This window comes from Rummeliibacillus sp. JY-2-4R (assembly GCF_053847205.1).
Genome location: NZ_CM132623.1, coordinates 1425895 through 1445324, shown reverse-complemented (window position 1 = coordinate 1445324; position 19430 = coordinate 1425895). Strand labels below are relative to the sequence as shown.

Annotated in this window: 19 protein-coding genes and 1 other annotated feature; of the genes, 5 read left to right on the top strand and 14 right to left on the bottom strand. The window is 33.6% G+C overall.

The window, feature by feature from the left end:
• Positions 1-7 precede the first annotated feature (7 nt).
• Positions 8-583, bottom strand: a complete 576-nt coding sequence (locus ACWV26_RS06975) for a GNAT family N-acetyltransferase (RefSeq protein ID WP_455897630.1) — start codon at positions 581-583, stop codon at positions 8-10.
• 149 nt (positions 584-732) lie between these two features.
• The gene (locus tag ACWV26_RS06970) at positions 733-2169 is read right to left on the bottom strand and encodes a DHA2 family efflux MFS transporter permease subunit (RefSeq protein WP_455897629.1); all 1437 of its coding nucleotides are present in this window, start codon (positions 2167-2169) and stop codon (positions 733-735) included.
• A gap of 170 nt (positions 2170-2339) precedes the next feature.
• On the opposite strand from ACWV26_RS06970, the gene ACWV26_RS06965 reads away from it, so the two are divergent.
• On the top strand, positions 2340-2885 hold the full coding sequence (locus ACWV26_RS06965; protein ID WP_455897628.1) for a TetR/AcrR family transcriptional regulator: 546 nt from the start codon (positions 2340-2342) through the stop codon (positions 2883-2885).
• Between the two features lie 71 nt (positions 2886-2956).
• On the opposite strand, the gene ACWV26_RS06960 is transcribed toward ACWV26_RS06965, so the two are convergent.
• The 3 genes from ACWV26_RS06960 to ACWV26_RS06950 form a co-directional block, all read right to left on the bottom strand.
• The gene (locus ACWV26_RS06960) at positions 2957-3556 is read right to left on the bottom strand and encodes an NADPH-dependent FMN reductase (protein WP_455897627.1); all 600 of its coding nucleotides are present in this window, start codon (positions 3554-3556) and stop codon (positions 2957-2959) included.
• Between the two features lie 82 nt (positions 3557-3638).
• Positions 3639-4073, bottom strand: coding sequence for a MarR family winged helix-turn-helix transcriptional regulator (locus ACWV26_RS06955; RefSeq protein WP_455897626.1), 435 nt, complete (start codon positions 4071-4073; stop codon positions 3639-3641).
• A gap of 163 nt (positions 4074-4236) precedes the next feature.
• The gene (locus ACWV26_RS06950; protein ID WP_455897625.1) at positions 4237-4638 is read right to left on the bottom strand and encodes a hypothetical protein; all 402 of its coding nucleotides are present in this window, start codon (positions 4636-4638) and stop codon (positions 4237-4239) included.
• A 246-nt stretch (positions 4639-4884) separates the two neighbouring features.
• Between ACWV26_RS06950 and ACWV26_RS06945 the strand changes: the two genes are divergently transcribed.
• Positions 4885-5415 carry a dihydrofolate reductase family protein gene (locus tag ACWV26_RS06945; protein ID WP_455897624.1) on the top strand — a complete coding sequence of 177 codons (531 nt, stop codon included), beginning with the start codon at positions 4885-4887 and terminating at the stop codon, positions 5413-5415.
• Between the two features lie 281 nt (positions 5416-5696).
• Positions 5697-8348: an EAL domain-containing protein gene (locus ACWV26_RS06940; protein WP_455897623.1), complete on the top strand. Its 2652-nt coding sequence runs from the start codon at positions 5697-5699 to the stop codon at positions 8346-8348.
• 76 nt (positions 8349-8424) lie between these two features.
• On the opposite strand, the gene hutG is transcribed toward ACWV26_RS06940, so the two are convergent.
• The 3 genes from hutG to ACWV26_RS06925 all read right to left on the bottom strand — a co-directional run bounded on the left by hutG (position 8425) and on the right by ACWV26_RS06925 (position 11276).
• Positions 8425-9399: a formimidoylglutamase gene (hutG, locus tag ACWV26_RS06935; protein ID WP_455897622.1), complete on the bottom strand. Its 975-nt coding sequence runs from the start codon at positions 9397-9399 to the stop codon at positions 8425-8427.
• 104 nt (positions 9400-9503) lie between these two features.
• A complete protein-coding gene (locus ACWV26_RS06930; RefSeq protein WP_455898197.1) occupies positions 9504-10043 on the bottom strand; it encodes a DUF1572 family protein in 540 nt (179 codons plus the stop codon).
• Between the two features lie 39 nt (positions 10044-10082).
• Positions 10083-11276, bottom strand: a complete 1194-nt coding sequence (locus ACWV26_RS06925; RefSeq protein ID WP_455897621.1) for an MDR family MFS transporter — start codon at positions 11274-11276, stop codon at positions 10083-10085.
• A gap of 591 nt (positions 11277-11867) precedes the next feature.
• Here ACWV26_RS06925 and ACWV26_RS06920 point away from each other — a divergent pair.
• A complete protein-coding gene (locus tag ACWV26_RS06920; protein WP_455897620.1) occupies positions 11868-12614 on the top strand; it encodes a glucosaminidase domain-containing protein in 747 nt (248 codons plus the stop codon).
• A gap of 46 nt (positions 12615-12660) precedes the next feature.
• Here the strand turns inward: ACWV26_RS06920 and ACWV26_RS06915 are convergent, their stop codons facing one another.
• The 3 genes from ACWV26_RS06915 to ACWV26_RS06905 form a co-directional block, all read right to left on the bottom strand.
• A complete protein-coding gene (locus ACWV26_RS06915) occupies positions 12661-13359 on the bottom strand; it encodes an LrgB family protein (protein WP_455897619.1) in 699 nt (232 codons plus the stop codon).
• Positions 13356-13745, bottom strand: a complete 390-nt coding sequence (locus tag ACWV26_RS06910; protein ID WP_455897618.1) for a CidA/LrgA family protein — start codon at positions 13743-13745, stop codon at positions 13356-13358. The genes ACWV26_RS06915 and ACWV26_RS06910 overlap by 4 nt, the downstream gene beginning before the upstream one ends.
• A 121-nt stretch (positions 13746-13866) precedes the next feature.
• Positions 13867-14751, bottom strand: a complete 885-nt coding sequence (locus ACWV26_RS06905; RefSeq protein WP_455897617.1) for a LysR family transcriptional regulator — start codon at positions 14749-14751, stop codon at positions 13867-13869.
• A 144-nt stretch (positions 14752-14895) separates the two neighbouring features.
• On the opposite strand from ACWV26_RS06905, the gene ACWV26_RS06900 reads away from it, so the two are divergent.
• Positions 14896-15846 carry an MBL fold metallo-hydrolase gene (locus tag ACWV26_RS06900; protein ID WP_455897616.1) on the top strand — a complete coding sequence of 317 codons (951 nt, stop codon included), beginning with the start codon at positions 14896-14898 and terminating at the stop codon, positions 15844-15846.
• 49 nt (positions 15847-15895) lie between these two features.
• Here ACWV26_RS06900 and ACWV26_RS06895 read toward each other — a convergent pair whose 3' ends face one another.
• From ACWV26_RS06895 to ACWV26_RS06885, 3 genes are all read right to left on the bottom strand, one after another.
• Positions 15896-17461: a 2-isopropylmalate synthase gene (locus ACWV26_RS06895; protein ID WP_455897615.1), complete on the bottom strand. Its 1566-nt coding sequence runs from the start codon at positions 17459-17461 to the stop codon at positions 15896-15898.
• A gap of 51 nt (positions 17462-17512) precedes the next feature.
• Positions 17513-17753: a binding site (T-box leader), on the bottom strand.
• Between the two features lie 68 nt (positions 17754-17821).
• Positions 17822-18598: an ABC transporter ATP-binding protein gene (locus ACWV26_RS06890; protein ID WP_455897614.1), complete on the bottom strand. Its 777-nt coding sequence runs from the start codon at positions 18596-18598 to the stop codon at positions 17822-17824.
• Between the two features lie 48 nt (positions 18599-18646).
• On the bottom strand, positions 18647-19267 hold the full coding sequence (locus tag ACWV26_RS06885) for a LysE family translocator (protein WP_455897613.1): 621 nt from the start codon (positions 19265-19267) through the stop codon (positions 18647-18649).
• Positions 19268-19430: the final 163 nt, after the last annotated feature.

The window sequence follows — 19430 nt, the reverse complement described above, 5'->3', positions numbered from 1 at the left end:
TCCCATATTACTCCATCATATCTTCTAATCTACTTTTCACATTCTCCCATTCCTCAACTGTCACACTATACATAACCGTATGCCGGATAGTTCCATCTTTTCTAACCATATGATTGCGAAGAACCCCTTCTTTTTGAGCTCCAATTCGTTCGATTGCTTTTTGAGAACGGAGGTTTTCATGGTCGGTTTTAATTTGGACTCGATTTAGGTGAAGTACTTCAAAACAATATTGTAATAATAAGTATTTACAATTTGTATTGATGGCTGTACGCCAATAGGAGGGAGTTAGCCAAGTAAAACCGATTTCTAAACGCTTATGTTTCTTATCAATATCCATAAATTTCGTCGAACCGATAACGGCATTCGTATGTGGATCAATAATCACAAAAGGAAATTCTACTCCTTTTTCTTTTTTTGAGAGAGCATCTGCTACATATTTTTGAGCATCTTCTATCGTTTTAATTGTAATGGACATATACGACCAAATCTCTGGAAGTGTCGCCACTTTTAAGATTTCTTGTGCATCAGTTTCTTCCATCGGTTTTAAAATAACGTGTTCATTATGTAATGTTTTAAATTCCATTTACTCACACCTCTCTTTATAAATAAATTAACAATAACCAATTTAAGAAAGAAAGTCTATGTATTATATGGAATTTTTACAATTTTCATATAAAAGCATATCCGAGAAGTCTCAAGATATGCTTTCAAATTGTATTAGTGATGGCGATTTCATGTTATTGAGGTATTTGCTTTTTTAGGCATAAAAAACACAACAAAGAGCGCAATAAAAGCTAAAACTAGCATAAGTACATAAGCATCACTTGAGGCAAAAATTGAAGCTGTTTTTGCTAGTTGCATTGCATTCATGTTTTCTTTACCACTCGATAGCATATTGGCATGAGTTGTTGCTTGAATTGTATACACTGTGATGACAACTGCTGTTCCAATAGCGCCTGCTAAATTACGGATGGTATTATTTACTGCAGAACCATGTGAACCTAATTCCCTTGGTATGGCATTCAAGCCTGCTGTATTTAATGGCATAGAAATAAAGCTTAATCCAATTCGTAAAATACAAGTACGAATCATTAAATACATATATGATGTTGATTCCGTTAGATCAATTACTCCCCACATAGAAATAATAATCAATAATAAACCTGTGATAAAGAGTGGTTTCGCACCGTATTTATCATACATCTTACCTGTGACTGGTGATAAGAATGCATTAATGATTGCTCCAGGTAATAAGAGTAAACCTGCTTCGAAGGGTGTAAAACCTCGCCCATTTTGCAAATAAATTGGTAAAAGGATCAAATCCGCATACATAATCATGGTTATAAGTATATTAATCAATGTCGTAAGAGTGAAAACTTTATATTTAAATACGGATAAATTTAATAATGGCTCATTTGACTTCAATTGACGAACACAGAAAATTATAGTCACAATTATTCCTACACTTAAGGTTGTTAAGACAACTGGATGACTCCATCCCTTATTCCCCGCACTACTAAAACCAAATAATATACATCCAAATCCAATCGTCGATAAAATAACACTGACAATATCTAGTTTAGCTTTTGCCGTGTCTGCAACATTCATTAAAAATTTGAACGCTAGAACAATGACGATGAATACCAGTGGAACTAACCCAATAAATAGCCATCTCCAGGATACATACTCAATAATAAAACCTGATAATGTAGGTGCAATAGCTGGAGCAAAAATGATTGCAAAGCCAATTTTCCCCATAACACTTCCGCGCTCTTCGCTAGGATATAAATATAAAATGACCGTCAGCATGAGTGGCATAATAATTCCTGCTCCTATTGCTTGAAGCATCCTACCTGCTAATAAAACACTAAAATTCATAGCACATGCACTTAATACAGACCCTATGAACAAAAAAAGCATCGAGCTAATAAACAACTGCCTTGTTGTGAATCGTTTCATTAAAAACGCAGTGATTGGCACTAATACTCCATTAACCAACATAAAGCCAGTTGATAACCATTGCACAGTCGAAGCTTTTACATGAAATACATCCATCAAACTACTCAATGCAACATTCAATAAAGTTTGGTTTAATGTTGATAAAAAACAGCCAGCAATCAGTACCATTAATAAAATCCTTTTATCTCTTTCCGTTATTTCTACCTTCATTTATTAACCCCTTTATTTTAGACTTGTTTTCTCGACAATGTGTCGATAAAATAATCGTAACAAAAGTATTAATATCTGACCATGAACAGTTTTCTTTAAAACGTTCACTACTCAACACAGGCAATTGATGTTGTTGAGAAAGTAAAAGAAAATAGATAAAGGAGTTTAAAATGTCTCAATCAAAAAAAGAGGACCCACGAACAATCCGTTCTAGAGAAATGTTTAAAAATGCTGTTTTTTCACTCTTATGTAAGGACTCTTCCATTTCGAATTTAACGGTTCAAAAAGTTGCAGCAGAAGCAGGTTTAAACCGTACAACTTTTTACTTACATTATGAGAGTATCCATGACTTACTAAAGCAAATTACGAATGAGATTATAAATGAACTGTCAGAACAAATTGTTGCACTAACAGAAGTAAAGGATTTAACTGAAAAACAACAGTTAACACAATTGCTCGATTGTTTATATGTCCATCGGAATTATTTGCTGATTTTATTTAATGTGGACCAATTTGAGGAGCAATTATTCTCATTGGTACAACAATTGATTGAAACAAGAAGAAAAAATACAAAGAAGGATTTACCAGCTGATTATGTTGCAATCGATATTAAAACAGCATCACTAGTTGGCATCATCGTGTGGTGGATAAGGAAGGGGCTTCATTTCAGTTCAGATTATATGGCAAATCAAATTTATCTAATGTATAGAAGTTAAAAAATTAAAATAGAAAGAAAAAAATGCCCACCTGTTTAAAAGTGGACATTAGTAGATATTTAAGTATTTGATTATCGGATTGTTTTTAGAGCTGTTGACCAAGGAATTAATTGATCTAACATTTGGTTTACTGAGTCAGCTTGCACTTCTTTTGGTTTGAATACTGAACCGTTTTCGAAGTCAGTGAATAATGATAATGCTGGATGTACGCGTACATCTGCTACTAATAATTCACCAAGAATTCCACGTAAGTGTTCTGTTGCACGAGCGCCACCAACTGAACCGTAAGAAACGATACCAGCAGCTTTGTTATTCCATTCATCACGTAAGTAATCCAATGCGTTTTTCAATGCACCTGTGATTGAATGATTGTATTCTTGCGCGATAAATACGAAACCATCACAAGCAGCAATTCTTTGAGACCATGCAGCTGCACCAGATGCATCATGTCCTGGTTCACCTAATAATGGTAATTTAAATTCTGCGATATCGATGATTTCGTATTCTGCGTCACCGCGTTTGTCTGCTAATTCTTTTACCCATTCACCAACTTGTGGACTTACTCTACCTTCACGAGTTGAACCTAAAACGATACCAATTTTAACCATGCTATCTCCTCCAATTTGTTTTTCATCGTTATTATTCCCAAATAAACTTTTAAAGAAACCCATCTTTTCATTTCACCTCCTTAAAAGTGTGTTATATTAGTTTTAATTCAGTCTTCTCGAATTCAAGATATAATTTCAAAAAAAACTACATTTTTTCTGCACGAATGCCGATTTGTTTCATTATATTAATGAGTTGAATTAATTGTTGCTCATCTATACTGTCAAATAGCTCTAGCATTTGTTCATGCAAAATTGGAAATACCTGTTCCATAAGTTCCTGACCTTTTTTTGTCAAGCTTGCATAAGTTATTCGACGATCATTAGGGCAATCTCTCCGTGTAACAAGCTGCTTTTTTTCAAGCTTATCAATAACATACGTTATGCTACTACTTGATATCAGAATCTTTTTACCAACTGTTTGAATCGGTTGATCACCTTTATGATATAAAAATTCTAATACTGAAAGTTCGGTTGCATTTAGTTTATACGAGGCAACACTTTTTCGAATTGCTTCTTGAATTGCTTGGGAGGCACGAAGAATAACGGTTAAAGCTTTTAATTCTTTAGATCCTACTTCCATTCGTATCACCACTTTTGTTATTTCGAATTACAATATCTTTAATTTGAATATCCTTAATTCGAGATAATAATAACACATACAGAAATTCGGGGTCAATACATTTATCTTAAAATTATTATTAATTTTAATAACACACTTTAGTCCTCATATATGAATAATGTAGTTATTCCTCATCTAAAAACTTCACCTTGGTTACAAACTCACCTAAATGATTTTCCTTTGCAACCTCTTTAATCGTTTGAGTAATTTTTTGTTTTGCTTGCTTCTTTTCCTTAATTTCCGATTTCACAATTGCTTCTATAACCTTTAAATCATCCGAATGAAAATATAAAATGAATCCCACAGGATAGCCACTTTCTTCTAATTGATCTGTGGCCTTATGAATAAAACGGGCTTGAGCTCTTTTCCATTGTTCAGGATTATCAATTGAATAAATAGATGATTGTCTTTTCACAAGTGTTGTTGATGATTCATCATGATAAAAAAAATAACCAAGCATACTACAAATGATTAGCCCTAATACCAAAATACCGTTGAATAGTAACTTTCCATCACTTTTCACCAACAAACACCCTCCCCCAACGTATCTACTAAACTTTATGTAGAGTCGCTATAAAATATTTATTGGCTATTGGTAAACGGAAGAGAATACTATGTAAAATTAATGTAAATCCTACACGCGAAATCATATGATGTTCTCAATTAAAGGGAAAATCCCCCTTTCGAGAAGTTACTATTTAGACCACCACGAAAAGTTTCGGAAATAAGGTATGATGAAGGTACAAATTTTTAAATAGATAAGGTGGAAATGATGAAGAATCGGAAAATCGTATTGTTTATTGCAACAAGTTTAGATGGCTATATTGCAACAGAAGATGAATCACTTGAATGGTTAGATGCAGTGGAGGGTGAAGGTGATAACGGCTATTCTGAATTTTTACAAACAGTAGATACCATTCTGATGGGAAGAAAAACATATGATTGGGTCATGAAAGCAACCAATGGTGAATTCCCGTATAAGAATGAAAGTTGTTATGTATATACAAGGGCTCCTCTTTCAGAAACAGAATATGTAAAGTTTATACATGATGATGTGATTCAGTTTACGAAAAGCCTACTAAAACAAAATGGAAAAGATATTTGGCTTGTTGGGGGTGGCGAACTAATCTATACATTCATCCAAGAAAATTTACTAGATGAACTGATTATCACAATCGCACCCACTATTTTAGGAAAAGGCATTCCATTATTCAAAAAAGGAAAGCATCAGTTAGATCTTAGACTCATTGGGACAAGAACTTTTAACCAATTTGTTGAGCTGCATTATGTGGTTAAAAAATAAAATCATGAAATGAAAAGCTTCATTCTATTTTAGGAATGAAGTTTTTCTATTTTTTGAGATATTTTTACATTTAGGCCTTTTCGCATAGCTCTAGATAACCAAAATATTCAAAATAATAGACATCAAGCAACATTTATTATGAATAATATCAAAATTCTACATTTTTCATAATATTATAATACTATTTTAAAATTTTTCAGGTATAATTCAAATATATTAAATACATATTTAAAATTTCAATAAAACCGCCAATATACCTAAATGGGAGGGTGTGTAATTACATGAAAAATATATTTAATTTTAACAAGGGGAAAAACCTCAGTACTTTCAAAAAGGAAAATGTTCATCCTAATGTATATGAGCATTTAAATTCAGAAGTCAAATTGGACTCGAACGGAAATCTAAAAAGTGATAAAAATGAACTTCTTCTACCTCCAAAATGGCAAAAAACATTAAGCGGTTTTGATGGGATTTGTAACTTTTACTACGATGCTATCAACGATTACCATTACTTTTCTGAAAAATTACCGGAAATTTTCGGCATTAGTGTCAAGCAACAGTTTAAACCTTCACTAAAGCTGTTATTGCAATTAGTACATGAAAAAGACCGTATTCGAGTAAATGATACAGTCCAAAAAGCTGTACAAAATAGGACTGGATATCAAACGGAATATAGAATTGTTAGAAAAGATCAATCAATCCGTTATCTATTTGAACAGACAGAAATTATACTTGACCCTAATGGAAATCTCGATGGTTTCGTTGGATTTATTCAGGATATTACCAATAGTAAAATCTCAAGTGAAGTGCTAGAAAATGAAAAACAGTTAATGCCGCTTTACGAAAATCCTGATGTAGGAATTTGGTCAATCGATATAACAACTGGAAATTGTTTAGAATGCTCCAAAGGTATAGAACAAGTCACCGGCTATTCAAAAGGTGATTTTAATAATGGAATTCAATGGGCCTCCCTTGTCCACCAAGAAGATTTATCTAAATATTTAGAAGTTCAACATCAATTAAATGCTGGAATTTCTTTACGTCATCAATATCGAATTCATCATAAGAATGGAAATGTCAAATGGGTGCAAGATTATACAATCCCTACTTTAGATGAAAACGGAAATCTTATTAGAGTAGATGGCTTAACTTCAGACATTACTGAACAGAAATTATTAGAGGAGAAACTTAATTTTTTAGCTGAATATGATTCGTTAACAAAATTGCCAAATCAACAAAAATTTAATGCTCAACTTCAAGCCATGGCAAATAATTATGCGAATAGTCATCGGAAATTTGCTGTGTTGATTTTGGACATGGATCGTTTTAAATACATAACTGGAACAATTGGTCATCATATTGGCGATAAGTTGATTGTCCAAGTTGCTGAACGAATCAATAAAATTTTATCAACCAAGGAATTTCTAGCCAGATATCGAGAGGATAGATTTTGCATAATTGTTGAGAATATTGCTTCAATTGAGGCAGTAAAATATCTAGCTCAACAATTAATTAGTTCTTTTAATGAACCGTTTTTCGTAGAAGACTATCAATTGTTTGTCTCTTTAAATATAGGCATTAGTACTTTTCCTGAAAATGGTATAAATAGTGTTGAGCTGTTACGAAATGCAAAGCTCGCATTATTTAAATCTCAAAAAGAGGGAAAAAGCAATTATCATATTATTTCACAATCTAATAGTATTCAATCGTATAAATCTTTTATCATTGGCCGAGATTTAAAAAAAGCACTTGAAAATAATGAAATGGCCTTGTATTTTCAACCTAGAGTAGATGCAATTACCAATGTAATTATCGGTGCTGAAGCACTTATTCGTTGGATTCATCCTGAATGGGGCATTATTTCTCCGCATGAATTTCTCGCAATCGCTGAAGAGAATGGTTTAATTAAAGAGGTAGACGATTGGGTTTTAAATGAAGCTTGTAGCATATTAAGAAAATGGAAAGAAAGTAATATGGGAACGATACCAATTTCTATAAATATTTCTGCCATTCATTTCTCAATCTATAATTGGCAAAATACTGTTGCAAAAGTTATTAAAGAAGCTGACATAGATCCACGTAATATAGAATTCGAAATAACGGAAAGCTTATTGCTAAATAACAACCGTATTGTACAAAATACCATCGACTTTTTCAGAAATATGGGGATTAAGATTTCCTTAGATGACTTTGGGACTGGCTACTCATCGCTTGCCTATTTGACCAAATTTTCGTTCGATACAATTAAGGTTGATAAATCATTTATTCGAGATATGCTCCAAGATGAAAAAGTCCTGTTTATCGTTAAATCTATTTTTTTAATGGCAAAAGAATTAAACATCAAAGTAGTCGCAGAGGGTGTAGAAACTTTAAAACAATTAAAAGAACTGCGAAAACTACAATGCAATGAAATTCAAGGATATTTGTACAGCCATCCTGTACCAATTACTGAATTTGAGGCACTTTTAAAAACTAAAACTCTTATGCCTTTGGATCCGGAATCAAAAGCAAAACAAAGTAACCGAAAATATCATCGTACTCAATTTTCAAATCCACTTGAAGCTGACATGCAAATTTTATCAATTGGAGGTAAAAGCGTTCAATTAGGTAAAACAAAAGTATTGGTTCAAGACATGAGTGTAGGTGGTTTGCGTTTTGTTTCCAATTTAACTTTACCAGTAAGAGAAGATATTATTTTTCAATTTAAAGTAGAACTTCTTGGGAGGTCTATTTCAATGTTAGGAAGAGTGATTTGGAAAGAAGAGATGAATGAAGAATTACTAGAATATGGCGTAAGCTTTATGATTGATCAAAATGAACAGATCAAAATTAATACATTGCTATCCTCTTATCATGTTTTGCTAAAAAACAAACACAATCTCCCATCACATAGATTGACAAGCGAGCATATAAATCATTATTTCAAAAATTAAATTAATTACCAATATAAAAGCGAGTATGAATAACAGAAGCTGTTATCTACTCGCTTTTCGTATAGTTGCTATTTTCTTATTGATATTCTTCCGTTCTATTCGTCAAATTAATCTGAAATGCCATCACTGCTTCATTGAGCAAATTTGCCCCTAACTTCACAGTTCTATTGCCTTCATCTAGGTCAGGATTCACTTCACAAAGCGAAAAGCTGGAAACTTTAGGATTTTCACATATAGTCCGTGTGAGATTTCTAACAATGCCTGGTTCTAATCCAAATGGTGAAGGTGCGCTAACCCCGGGAGCATGTGATGCACTTATTACATCTGTACAAATTGTGAAAAGAATAACATCACAACTTTTTATGAATTGGTCTACTGCTTTGATTGTAGAATCATAGTCCATTTCATCCTCATAAAAATAGGTAACCCCTAACTCATCTGCACGATTAAATAATTCTGTCGTATTACCGTATCGTTGAATACCACATACAAAATATTTTACTTTTTCATCCATATCAAGAATTTGCTTAAACATTGTACCTGATGATGGTTGATGATCATATTCGCGTAAATCAAAATGTGCATCTATATTAATAATCCCAATGACCGCTTCTTCCCCAACACTTTGGCGAATACCAAGATAATGGCCATAAAGCGTTTCATGCCCTCCCCCTATGACAATACAACGTGAATTGGAATTCATGATTTCACAAACGTGCTTTCCTAATTCAACTTGAGCTTTTTCTAGGAACTGTGCATCACACGTAACGTTCCCAACATCATAAATATGAACATTTTGAGACCCTCTCCAAGGAATATTTGCTAATTGCTTTCGAATTTCAATTGGTGCATTCCTTGCCCCTACTCTACCTTTATTTCTTCTGACACCCTCATCACATTCAAAGCCAATAATCGAAATTTTATTAATTAGTTTTTGCTGCAATTCATCCGTTCTAATACAGTTCACCACTTGATGATAACGAAAACTTTCATAACGTACTGTACTGTCAGTTCTGCCAGTCCAAACCGAACAATCTATTTCTTTGTACAAACGATTACTCCTTTGGTCAAAAGTCTAAAGGATTTTTATATGTTTATACTTTTAAAAAAACCAACGAGTAATCAATGATTTTCGTTGGTTCATTTCTAGATTATTTATTTTGATTTGTTCTTACTTAGCATTGTTTGCAAATATTCTTCTGATTTTCCTAATGGAATACTTAAACTTTCCCATTCTCCTCCTTTATTGGCTTTTCCAATATATACGATTTGCCCAACATGATAAGAAGTATGTGCAATTTGTCTTTCAATTGCTTCGATTACGGAATGTCCCTCTCCACGAATCGTAACCGTTTTTTCTAAGTCTTCTGGTATTAAGCTATTAACCGTTGCAAAAAGTTGAGCCCAGCCCTTTTCCCAGACTTCTGTTAATTCTTCTGTTGAAGAAATGGTATCTTCAAATTCTTGATCACGATGTCGATTCGACTTTTCCCCATCTGTTGTAAGAAAATCGGTCCATCTTGAAATCATATTGCCCGATAAATGCTTTACGATAACCGCAATATTATTCGATTCTTCTGTAGGCTTCCATTGAATTTCTGTATTCGATAGCCTTACTAGTGTTTCATCACCTAATTTTTTTGTTTCCTTAAAACGATCTCTCACCGCTTCTAAATATACTTGTTCTAACAAAATATCCCCTCCTTTTTCTTTTAATATCCTTTGCCATTTAAATTATTCAAGATTACTTCTAGACATTCCTTTTTTTAGAAAAGCAAAGCGATAAAACAAGAGGCTAGATATAAAAATAATCGCCATGACAAGATACAATTGTGAAGCGAAATGAACAAGTAGCCATCCGCCAAAGACTGGACCTATAAACCCACCTAAATTATTGAATTGAGAAGCTCCTAAGTACGTTGCCTTTTGTGATTTAGGAGCAATTTCTTCTATTAAAGCATTCATCATTGGAAATGCAAAAATTTCTCCAACAGTGAAAATAATCATACCTACGATAAATACCCATTTTGTATGGGCAAAGTTGAAGATCACAAAGCCTGCAGCAAAGAAGATTACGCCAATAACTAAACTCCGCATAATCGAAATTCTTTCTGTATAAATGCCGATTGGCAACTGTAAAGCAAGTACTACAATCGCATTTAATGTAATCAATATAGAATACAATTTCACCCCATTTTCTATTGTCAAATGAATATATTGAGGCAATGTCGAGTCAAATTGAGAATAGCCCACACTTATAAGAATGCCACCTGCTATTAAATACAATAGCACTCGATCGGCAAACACTACTTTTATCATTTGCTGTAATGTTTGCTGCTCTTGTTGTAAGCTTATTGTTACTTCATATTTTTTGAACATGAAAATTAAAAATAGACCGTAAATGGCATACATAGATGCTGTAATGATAAACGGAACCGATGCATGAGACATTCCAGAAATCCAGACACCACATAATGGTCCAATGACAGCTGCAATGTTAATCGCTGTATAACGGAAAGAAAACAACCGTCGCCTTTTCTTTTCTTCGGTAAAATCAATCATCAATGCTTGTGTTGCAGGTTCAAAGAAGGAACGGCATAACCCATTTAGAGCATTCAATACTATAAATAATCCGATTACACGTACAAAAGCAAATCCAAAAAATACAGCACTCCATATAAAAATGGTAATCAGTATAATCGTTTTCCTACCTAATTTATCTGTTAAATAACCACCTATTAGCCCACCAAATGTTGCACAAAGTCTGGCAATACCTAAGGTTAAGCCAATGATTAGTGGCGATGCATGCAATTCACTTTGCAGATAAATAGCTAGAAAAGGAATGGTCATAAAACTAGCAATTCGAGTAAAAATAGTACCATTTAAAATAATCCATACAATGGGATGAAAGTATGATATTGATTGCATTAAAATAACTCCTTATATGTAATGAAATTACTTTATACTAAACTACTACCAATTACAATACAGATTAAGTCTTAGTTAACTAGGATAATTATAATTTTCAGATTATATGGTCTATTACCTGGGAAATAGTCAGATTATTAATTTCTTTATCAAGTTTACTATTTTTAACATTTATAATATCAAACAACAGATGAACGAGGCTATGCAAGTTAGAAAATCTAAATCAATCTTGAACCCGATTATAGTATGATTGACTATTTATGAATCAAAAGGGGTAACATTGGTTTTATCCTCGAACCTGATAACATTTCTGAAAATTTTGTCCTTCAAACAAGCGATGTATTTGATAAAAACTAGCGGAAACTATCAGATGGGAAGAAAATTTCACTAAAATATTCAAAATAGAATTCTCGGTCCCCTTCAATCCAACTCTACTGATGAATTGAAGGAGATTTTTTACATATGCTCCCTACAAACTTACGATAGAATAGAAACCTTTTATAATGGCATACGTCTTCTGAAACATGGTAATATAGTATAAATAAACGTTCAAAAAAAGGAGGAAGGTTTCAAGAGATAAACCACTATTCTATGAAAAAGACGTTTCTAGCAACTTTATTTACAACCATATTGTTTGCCACTTCTATATTCATTATTATTCAACAATACTTAGATACTACTACTCCTCAATCCGAGCATTATGTTGAAGATCAAAGCGTTGAGAGCTTTATCGGCAACATCGCGGGTAATGCACGTACCATTGCATCACAGCATGATTTGTATGCTTCTGTCATGATTGCGCAGGCAGTATTAGAAAGTAATGGAGGAAAAAGCGAACTTAGCACACCACCAAATAATAACCTTTTCGGTATAAAAGGTTCATATAATAGCCAATCTGTATCGCTTCAAACATCAGAAGATAACGGAAATGGCCAATTACATCAAATTAACGCTAAATTTAGGAAGTACCCAAATTATAAAGCTTCGTTAGAAGACTATGCAGAATTACTTCATAAAGGAACATCTTGGAATTCAAAATACTATCAAAAAACGTTTAAAAGTAATACGAACTCTTATAAAGATGCGACAAGATATTTAACAGGTCACTATGCAACAGATACGAATTATCATCAAAAGTTAAATGCAATAATTGAACAGTACCATTTAACTCAGTACGATCGTGAAGTTAAAGATCAAAAACAAGTTGTCGTAAAAAATGGTGAGACATTAAATTCGCTATCAAATAAATACGGGGTTTCGGTTACTTCCATTAAACAATGGAATCGATTAAATACAAATGCTATACAAAACGGTCAAAAAATAGTAATTTACCAATAAAAAATCTCACTTTCAAACCTTAGAAAGTGAGATTTTTTTATGTTTATTAGCCAATTAAATAATGTCTTAGAACTGGGAAGAATGTATCCGATAAGACGATACTAATCAATGCTGCGATAATCATAGCAATACTTGAATAAGTCCCTTCTAATTCTCCTAGTTCAAATGCTTTTGATGTTCCACAACCATGCGCACCCATACCTAGTAGTAAACCTTTTGCAGCAGATGTACGTATATGAACGGCTTTAATGATTAGAGGACCAATGATACTACCTGATAAACCAGTTATAATCACAAAAACAGCTGTCATAGTAGGCTCCCCTCCGATAATAGACGAAATATCCATCGCGATAGGTGTAGTAATTGAACGTGGAACGAGACTATTAATCATCTCATTGGATAAACCAATCCACATGGCAAACAAAAAGGATGAAAGAATAGCAACGGAAGAGCCAGTTACAAGACTTGTGCCAATTGCTTTTGCATGTTTTTTCAAAAGTTCATAGTTTTTATAAATTGGTACAGCAAAAGCTACAGTTGCTGGTCCCAGTAGTTTGGATAGCCAAGTTGCACCCGAATTGTAATCTCCATAAGATGTATGGGTAGCTAACAAAATAACAATTAGAACAAGTGGACAAATTAATAAAGGCGATAAAATAATCCAGTTTAACCTTTGATAGATTTTCTTACTAATAAGAAAAATGATAATTGTTCCTATTAAACTAATAAATCCAACTAGACTCATGCTTTCTTCACTCCTTTCTTCTGTACAGCATCAGCTACAATTCCAGTGCAAGCCATAACAACAACTGTACTTAACACAATGACAGCTATTAGTTTGACCCCAATGACCCCTACCATTTGATCATACTGCACAACTCCTACTGCAGACGGAACAAAAAATAATAACAACTCACTTGTTAATATACCTGCACCTAAATCCACCCATTCTAGTTTTATAATATGGAGTTTCAGTGCAACAAACAATAATACAAGCCCTATGATGCTTCCTGGAATTGGTAAGTGGCATACTTTCGCAATTCCCTCACCTAAAAGTAAAATGCCATATAGAAAAATAACCTGAATAATTATTTTTACTATTTTCATATAATCAATTTTTATTAATTTCATATCATCACACCTTAATAAATGAAATAAAAAAACCTTCAAATCTACGATGGTTTTTTCAATACATTTACTTTACTCCACATTTTAGTATTCGTAAAATACACATTTTTTATATTTCACATTCCTAAAAGGCATAGTTTGGCGCGATATATTGGACAAACCCTTTTGTTGCGTGAGAAATATAATGGTCTTTCTTTATAATCAAGACAATATCCCAAGGAATAGTAGGATTCACGATTGGAACAATATTGATTTTTTTCCTATTCACTTTTTCAGCAATCGCCCGTGGAAACATGGCTATACCCAAATCATGTTCTACCATTTGGCTGATAAAATCCCATTGAGAGCTTTCATAGGCAATATGAGGCCTGAATCCTGCTTGTTCGCATTCTTGCAAAATTCGGTCATGTAATGTGAAATCCTCACTAAAAAGTAACATAGGTTCATCTTTTAAATCTTTCATCGTAACAGACTCCAGGTTTGCTAGAGGGTTTGATTGGTTTACAATCAACATGACTTGTTGGGAGGTATACGGTATTACATGAAATTCATCTGAATCAGCTGGTAACATTACAAACCCCATATCGAGTTCACCAGTAGCTACTAAATCTTTGATGACGTTTGCCCCTCGCTCGTCAATTTCAATTGTGATGCCTGGATACCTTTCTTGAAATCCTTTAATCATTTGCGGAAAAAATAAGATTCCGATTAGTGGTGGCATACCTATTTTAATTTTACCTTTTTGTAAATGTGCAACGTCTTCTAACACAACATCTAATTCATCTACTAGGTTTAAAATTCTCAAAGCTTGACTATAAACTACTTCCCCAACGTCGGTTAATTCACTTTTTCGTTGAGATCGATGAAATAGTGTCACATCTAGCTGTTTTTCCAAAGATTTCACTACTTTACTCAGTGTTGGCTGTGTCACATGTAAAAATTCTGATGCTTTTGTAAAACTTTTATATTTTGCAACTGTTACAAAATAGTTTAATTCTCGTATTTCCATCTTGCGAACACCTTCTAAATTTGTATTGTATTTATTTTACACTAATTTTGCTGTTATTAATCCCATGTTGTATAAATCTCATTCATATCAAATATTTCTGCTCTATGTTACTATATACTTAGGTTAATTATCAGGAGGGATTGTATGGCAAAGTTAGAAAAGATTACTGAAAATCTATATAGTATTGACACATATGACTTGGGATTACCGAATCGGACTAGTTCGTATTTGTTGATTGATGAAAAAATTACACTAATTGAAACATCTGCAAGTCCATCTGTACCGCATATTTTAGAAGCTTTAGAAGAATTACATATTAATCCTACTACGATAAATTATTTGATTTTAACTCATATACACCTTGACCATGCAGGGGGTGCCGGTGTATTTATGCAACATTGTCCCAATGCAAAAGTTTATGTACATCCAAAGGGAGTTCGTCATTTAGTGGATCCTAGTCGCTTGATTGCAAGTGCGAAGTCTGTATATGGAGATAAATTTGATAGCATTTTTGGTGAAATTCTTCCTATTGAAGAGGAAAAATTTCATGCAGTAGAAGATGGAGAAACTTTAAATTTAGGTTCTTCTACGCTCACTTTCTATCATACAAAGGGGCATGCAAATCATCATATTTCGATTCATGATTCTGTAACAAACGGAATCTTTGTTGGGGATACGACTGGTGTGTATTACCCTGATACGGCAGAAGAAGAGTTTAACGTAATCTTACCTTCTACTTCTCCAAATCAATTTGATCCTGATTTAATGGAAGAGTCCATTCAACTATATGAGAAAATTAAACCGACAACACTCTACTTTGGACATTATGGGGCATATTCTAAACCTGAATTTGCTTATGCTGAGGTGCGCCGCTACTTGCCAATTTATGTGGAGGCTGGAAAACAGGCTATGAATGAAGAAAGTGAATTCACAAACCAAGTAAAACGTACAGAAGAAATTTTGAAAGATGCTATCTTTTCTGAATTAAAAGCAAAAGGGTTCTCTGAAAATCATCCTGTTTTTGACATTATTCCGCTAGATATAGAAGTAAGTTCGATGGGATTAGTGGATTATTTAATGAAAACCAATAAATGATTTTATATTATAGAAAAAAGCGTGGCCATTTCGCCACGCTTTTTGTTTATTAAACTGGAAGAAGTTTTTCGACAAGAATGCTATTTACTGCATTCAGGTATGCTATTGCACTTGCTTTAATAACGTCTGTATCTGTTGCTTTTGCGATATATTTTGAACCATTATATTCGACTTGTAGTTTTACTTTACCAAGCGCTTCTTTGCCTCTTGATACACTAGAAATTTTGTATTCAAGTAGTTTGATGTCCATATCAATGATTTCTGCCATTGCAGAGTATAGTGCATCGATTGGGCCAGTACCTACTGTGCTCGAGTTAAGAATAATACCGCCTTTTTTCACTTTAATGCTTGCAGATGGGAAAGTTGTATTGCTAATAACTTGTAAATCATCAAGTTCATAGAAATCATCACTATGATGTTCAATTCTTTCAGCCATTTGATGACGTACGAAATATTTTTCTACAAGAATATATAAGTCATGGTCATAAACTTCTTTTTTAGCATCCGCAAGATTTAAGAAATCCGCGAAGATTTCTTCAAATTGCTCCTCAGTAATCGTGCCAAACGAGAATTTTTCTAATGCATTTTTTACAGCGTGTCGGCCAGAACGAGCTGTTAATACAAGTTCCATATCGTCTAAACCAACTTCTGTTGGATGAATAATTTCATATGCATCACGAGATTTTAATAAGCCATCTTGATGAATCCCAGATGAATGGGCAAAAGCATTTTCACCAGTAATTGCTTTATTTACTTGTACATCTAACCCCATTAAGCTACTGACGAGTTTAGATGTATTCATGATTTCCTTTGGATTTACCTTTGTTGCAACATCACCGAAGTAATTGCCACGAGTATGTAATGCCATCACTACTTCTTCAAGTGAAGCATTACCAGCACGTTCACCGATTCCGTTGATTGTACATTCAACTTTGTCTGCACCGTTTTTAATGGCAGCAAGTGTATTCGCTGTTGCCATACCTAGGTCATTGTGGCAGTGAACACTTAGTAATACTTTGTCATTTAAGTTTTTAATGCGATTGTTTAATTTATAAACCATTTCACCAAATTCTTCTGGAACTGCATAGCCAACTGTATCAGGTACATTAATCATCGTTGCACCTGCTTTAATGACAGCTTCTATTGTTTTCCAAAGATATTCAAAATCAGAGCGAGATGCATCTTCAGTAGAATATTGCACTTGAGGTAATAATGACTTAGCATACTTTACTGCTTCAACCCCAATATCAAGAATTTGATCTTTTGATTTACCAAATTTCTTTTCTACATGGATATCAGAGGTTCCTAGCACCATATGGATCATCGGATTTTCTGCATGTTTAATACTGTGATATACCGCATCGATGTCAGCTTTAACTGCACGAGCAAGCGCCGTAATCATAATATCATCAGTATTCCCAACCTTCATCGCTACCTCTTTTACTGCATTAAAATCACCTGTTGATGATGCTGGAAAACCTGCTTCAATAATATCAACTTGTAGTTTTTTTAGTTGTTTTGCAACTTCTAATTTCTCGTAAATGTTAAGCTTTGCACCAGGCACCTGTTCTCCATCGCGTAAAGTTGTATCAAAAACCCAAATTTTTCTAGTCATTATCAACACTCTCCTTTTTTTAAATAAAAAAACTCGCCTCTATAAATAAACTATAGAGACGAGATTATACTCGCGGTACCACTCTAATTGAGCAACAACTTGATTGCTCCACTCGAATTCGATAGCAAACACTATCTGTCCTATGATAACGGTAGGCTTCCGAACTCCATTACTATTAGTTCACGGAGTAGCTCATGGACGAGTTCAAAAGTACATGACGACCGATTCGCACCACCCATCGGCTCTCTTAGCGCTCATAACACTTTTTACTATTTCCAATCTTGGCTTTGTTTTATCTGATTGATTGGATTGTAACGCACAATGTGAAGTACTGTCAACAGAATTTTTAGAAAATTTTTATCATTCCGAAACTAAAAGGGGTCTCTCATTTCTCCAAATGCATTCAACAGGCGTTTCAAAAAATGCGCTTAATGTGTCACTCTTTAGCATTTCTTTTGTTTTTCCTTTTGCAAAAACTTCCCCTTTTTTTAGCAATAATGTATTTTGAAATACCGGTAAAATTTCTTCGACATGGTGTGTTACATAGATGATTGTAGGACCATTTTCCATTTTAGCAATTTCATCAACCGTTTTAAGTAGAGCCTCTCTCGCAATAAAATCAAATCCAGTTGCTGGTTCATCTAAAATAAGGAGTTCAGGGTCCAACATCAGTGCACGACCAATCAAAATACGTTGTTTTTCTCCTTGTGAAAGTGTTTCATAATTTCGATCTGCATAGTCAAATGAGCCAAGTCGGTGTAACAAACGTATCGCTTTTTCACGAATCTCCGGTGTAGGCTTATCATACAAACCAATCGAAGCATAGGCACCACTTAACACAATTTCAAAGGCGCTGTCTAAAGGATTTAACATTTCTTGAAATCCTGCAGATACAATTCCTATTTTACGTCGTAATTGATCGCCTAGAACCGATTTCCCAAAAGTTTTTCCCACTACTTCAACTTGCCCACTTGTTGGAAAATAGTAAGCGCATAGCATATTTAATAGTGCTGTTTTCCCTGCTCCATTGAGACCATAAAGAACCCAGTGCTCCCCTTTTTGAATCTCCCAATCAATATGATGCAAAATCCATGATTCATCTTTTCTTAAACTAACGTCTTGTAAATGTAATACCATCTTAAATTCACTTCTCCTTCACTAATTAGTATTTCAGAATAATATATTTTATAACTTTTCCATTGTTAATTTAATTCCAAAGCCAACTAAGACCGTTCCGGTAATCCCCTCTATCGCGAACTGTGTCTTCGGCTTCAACATAAAAGTTCGAATAGCATTTAATAGCAAAATATATACAACAAACCAGATAGCAGTTAACACAACATAGGTCAATCCAAGTAAGATAAAAGGCAACCACGTTTGTTCATTTGAATGAACAAATTGCGGTAAGAATGTCAAAAAGAAAACAGCTACTTTAGGATTCATGAGATTCGTTAAAAAGCCTTGCTTAAAGCAAGTTTGCTCCTCAGTTTCTGTATGATCCAATTCCATTCCTTGTTGCTTTTGTTTTCGCATAGAAATGAATGTCTTCACACCCAAATAAATTAAATACGCCCCACCGATTATTTTAAAAATAGAGAATACGAATGCTGATTTAGCAATAATTGCAGACAATCCTAATACAGCTGCTAATGTATGGATTAGTAATGCGCAACAGGTCCCAAAAAGAGTTCTTAGCCCCCCTTTTTTCCCAATTGACAATGTATTTTTGGTCACAATCGCTGTATCAGGTCCAGGCAATAAGATTAGCAAAATACACATCGTCACATAGAGCCAATAATTTTCCAAAAATAATTCACTTCTTTCTACACGTTATAAATTCTATTTTATCAGAAAATTTAAAATAGAATATCTCTATTTTACCAATTTCATCGTAATGTATAAGATTTAATTTTTACATAAAGTTATTTTACAATAGAGTTTACAATCTAGAATTTTTAATAGATTCGAA

Coding starts and splice junctions, on each gene's coding strand:
- ACWV26_RS06975 (WP_455897630.1), bottom strand. CDS start 583: ATGGAATTTAAAACATTACATAATGAACACGTTATTTTAAAACCGATG.
- ACWV26_RS06915 (WP_455897619.1), bottom strand. CDS start 13,359: ATGAGTCTAGTTGGATTTATTAGTTTAATAGGAACAATTATCATTTTT.
- ACWV26_RS06895 (WP_455897615.1), bottom strand. CDS start 17,461: ATGACTAGAAAAATTTGGGTTTTTGATACAACTTTACGCGATGGAGAA.
- ACWV26_RS06965 (WP_455897628.1), top strand. CDS start 2,340: ATGTCTCAATCAAAAAAAGAGGACCCACGAACAATCCGTTCTAGAGAA.
- ACWV26_RS06955 (WP_455897626.1), bottom strand. CDS start 4,073: ATGGAAGTAGGATCTAAAGAATTAAAAGCTTTAACCGTTATTCTTCGT.
- ACWV26_RS06960 (WP_455897627.1), bottom strand. CDS start 3,556: ATGGGTTTCTTTAAAAGTTTATTTGGGAATAATAACGATGAAAAACAA.
- ACWV26_RS06945 (WP_455897624.1), top strand. CDS start 4,885: ATGAAGAATCGGAAAATCGTATTGTTTATTGCAACAAGTTTAGATGGC.
- ACWV26_RS06905 (WP_455897617.1), bottom strand. CDS start 14,751: ATGGAAATACGAGAATTAAACTATTTTGTAACAGTTGCAAAATATAAA.
- ACWV26_RS06890 (WP_455897614.1), bottom strand. CDS start 18,598: ATGGTATTACATTTACAAGACGTTAGTTTAAGAAAAGATGAATCATGG.
- ACWV26_RS06910 (WP_455897618.1), bottom strand. CDS start 13,745: ATGAAATTAATAAAAATTGATTATATGAAAATAGTAAAAATAATTATT.
- ACWV26_RS06900 (WP_455897616.1), top strand. CDS start 14,896: ATGGCAAAGTTAGAAAAGATTACTGAAAATCTATATAGTATTGACACA.
- ACWV26_RS06970 (WP_455897629.1), bottom strand. CDS start 2,169: ATGAAGGTAGAAATAACGGAAAGAGATAAAAGGATTTTATTAATGGTA.
- ACWV26_RS06925 (WP_455897621.1), bottom strand. CDS start 11,276: ATGCAATCAATATCATACTTTCATCCCATTGTATGGATTATTTTAAAT.
- ACWV26_RS06940 (WP_455897623.1), top strand. CDS start 5,697: ATGAAAAATATATTTAATTTTAACAAGGGGAAAAACCTCAGTACTTTC.
- ACWV26_RS06920 (WP_455897620.1), top strand. CDS start 11,868: ATGAAAAAGACGTTTCTAGCAACTTTATTTACAACCATATTGTTTGCC.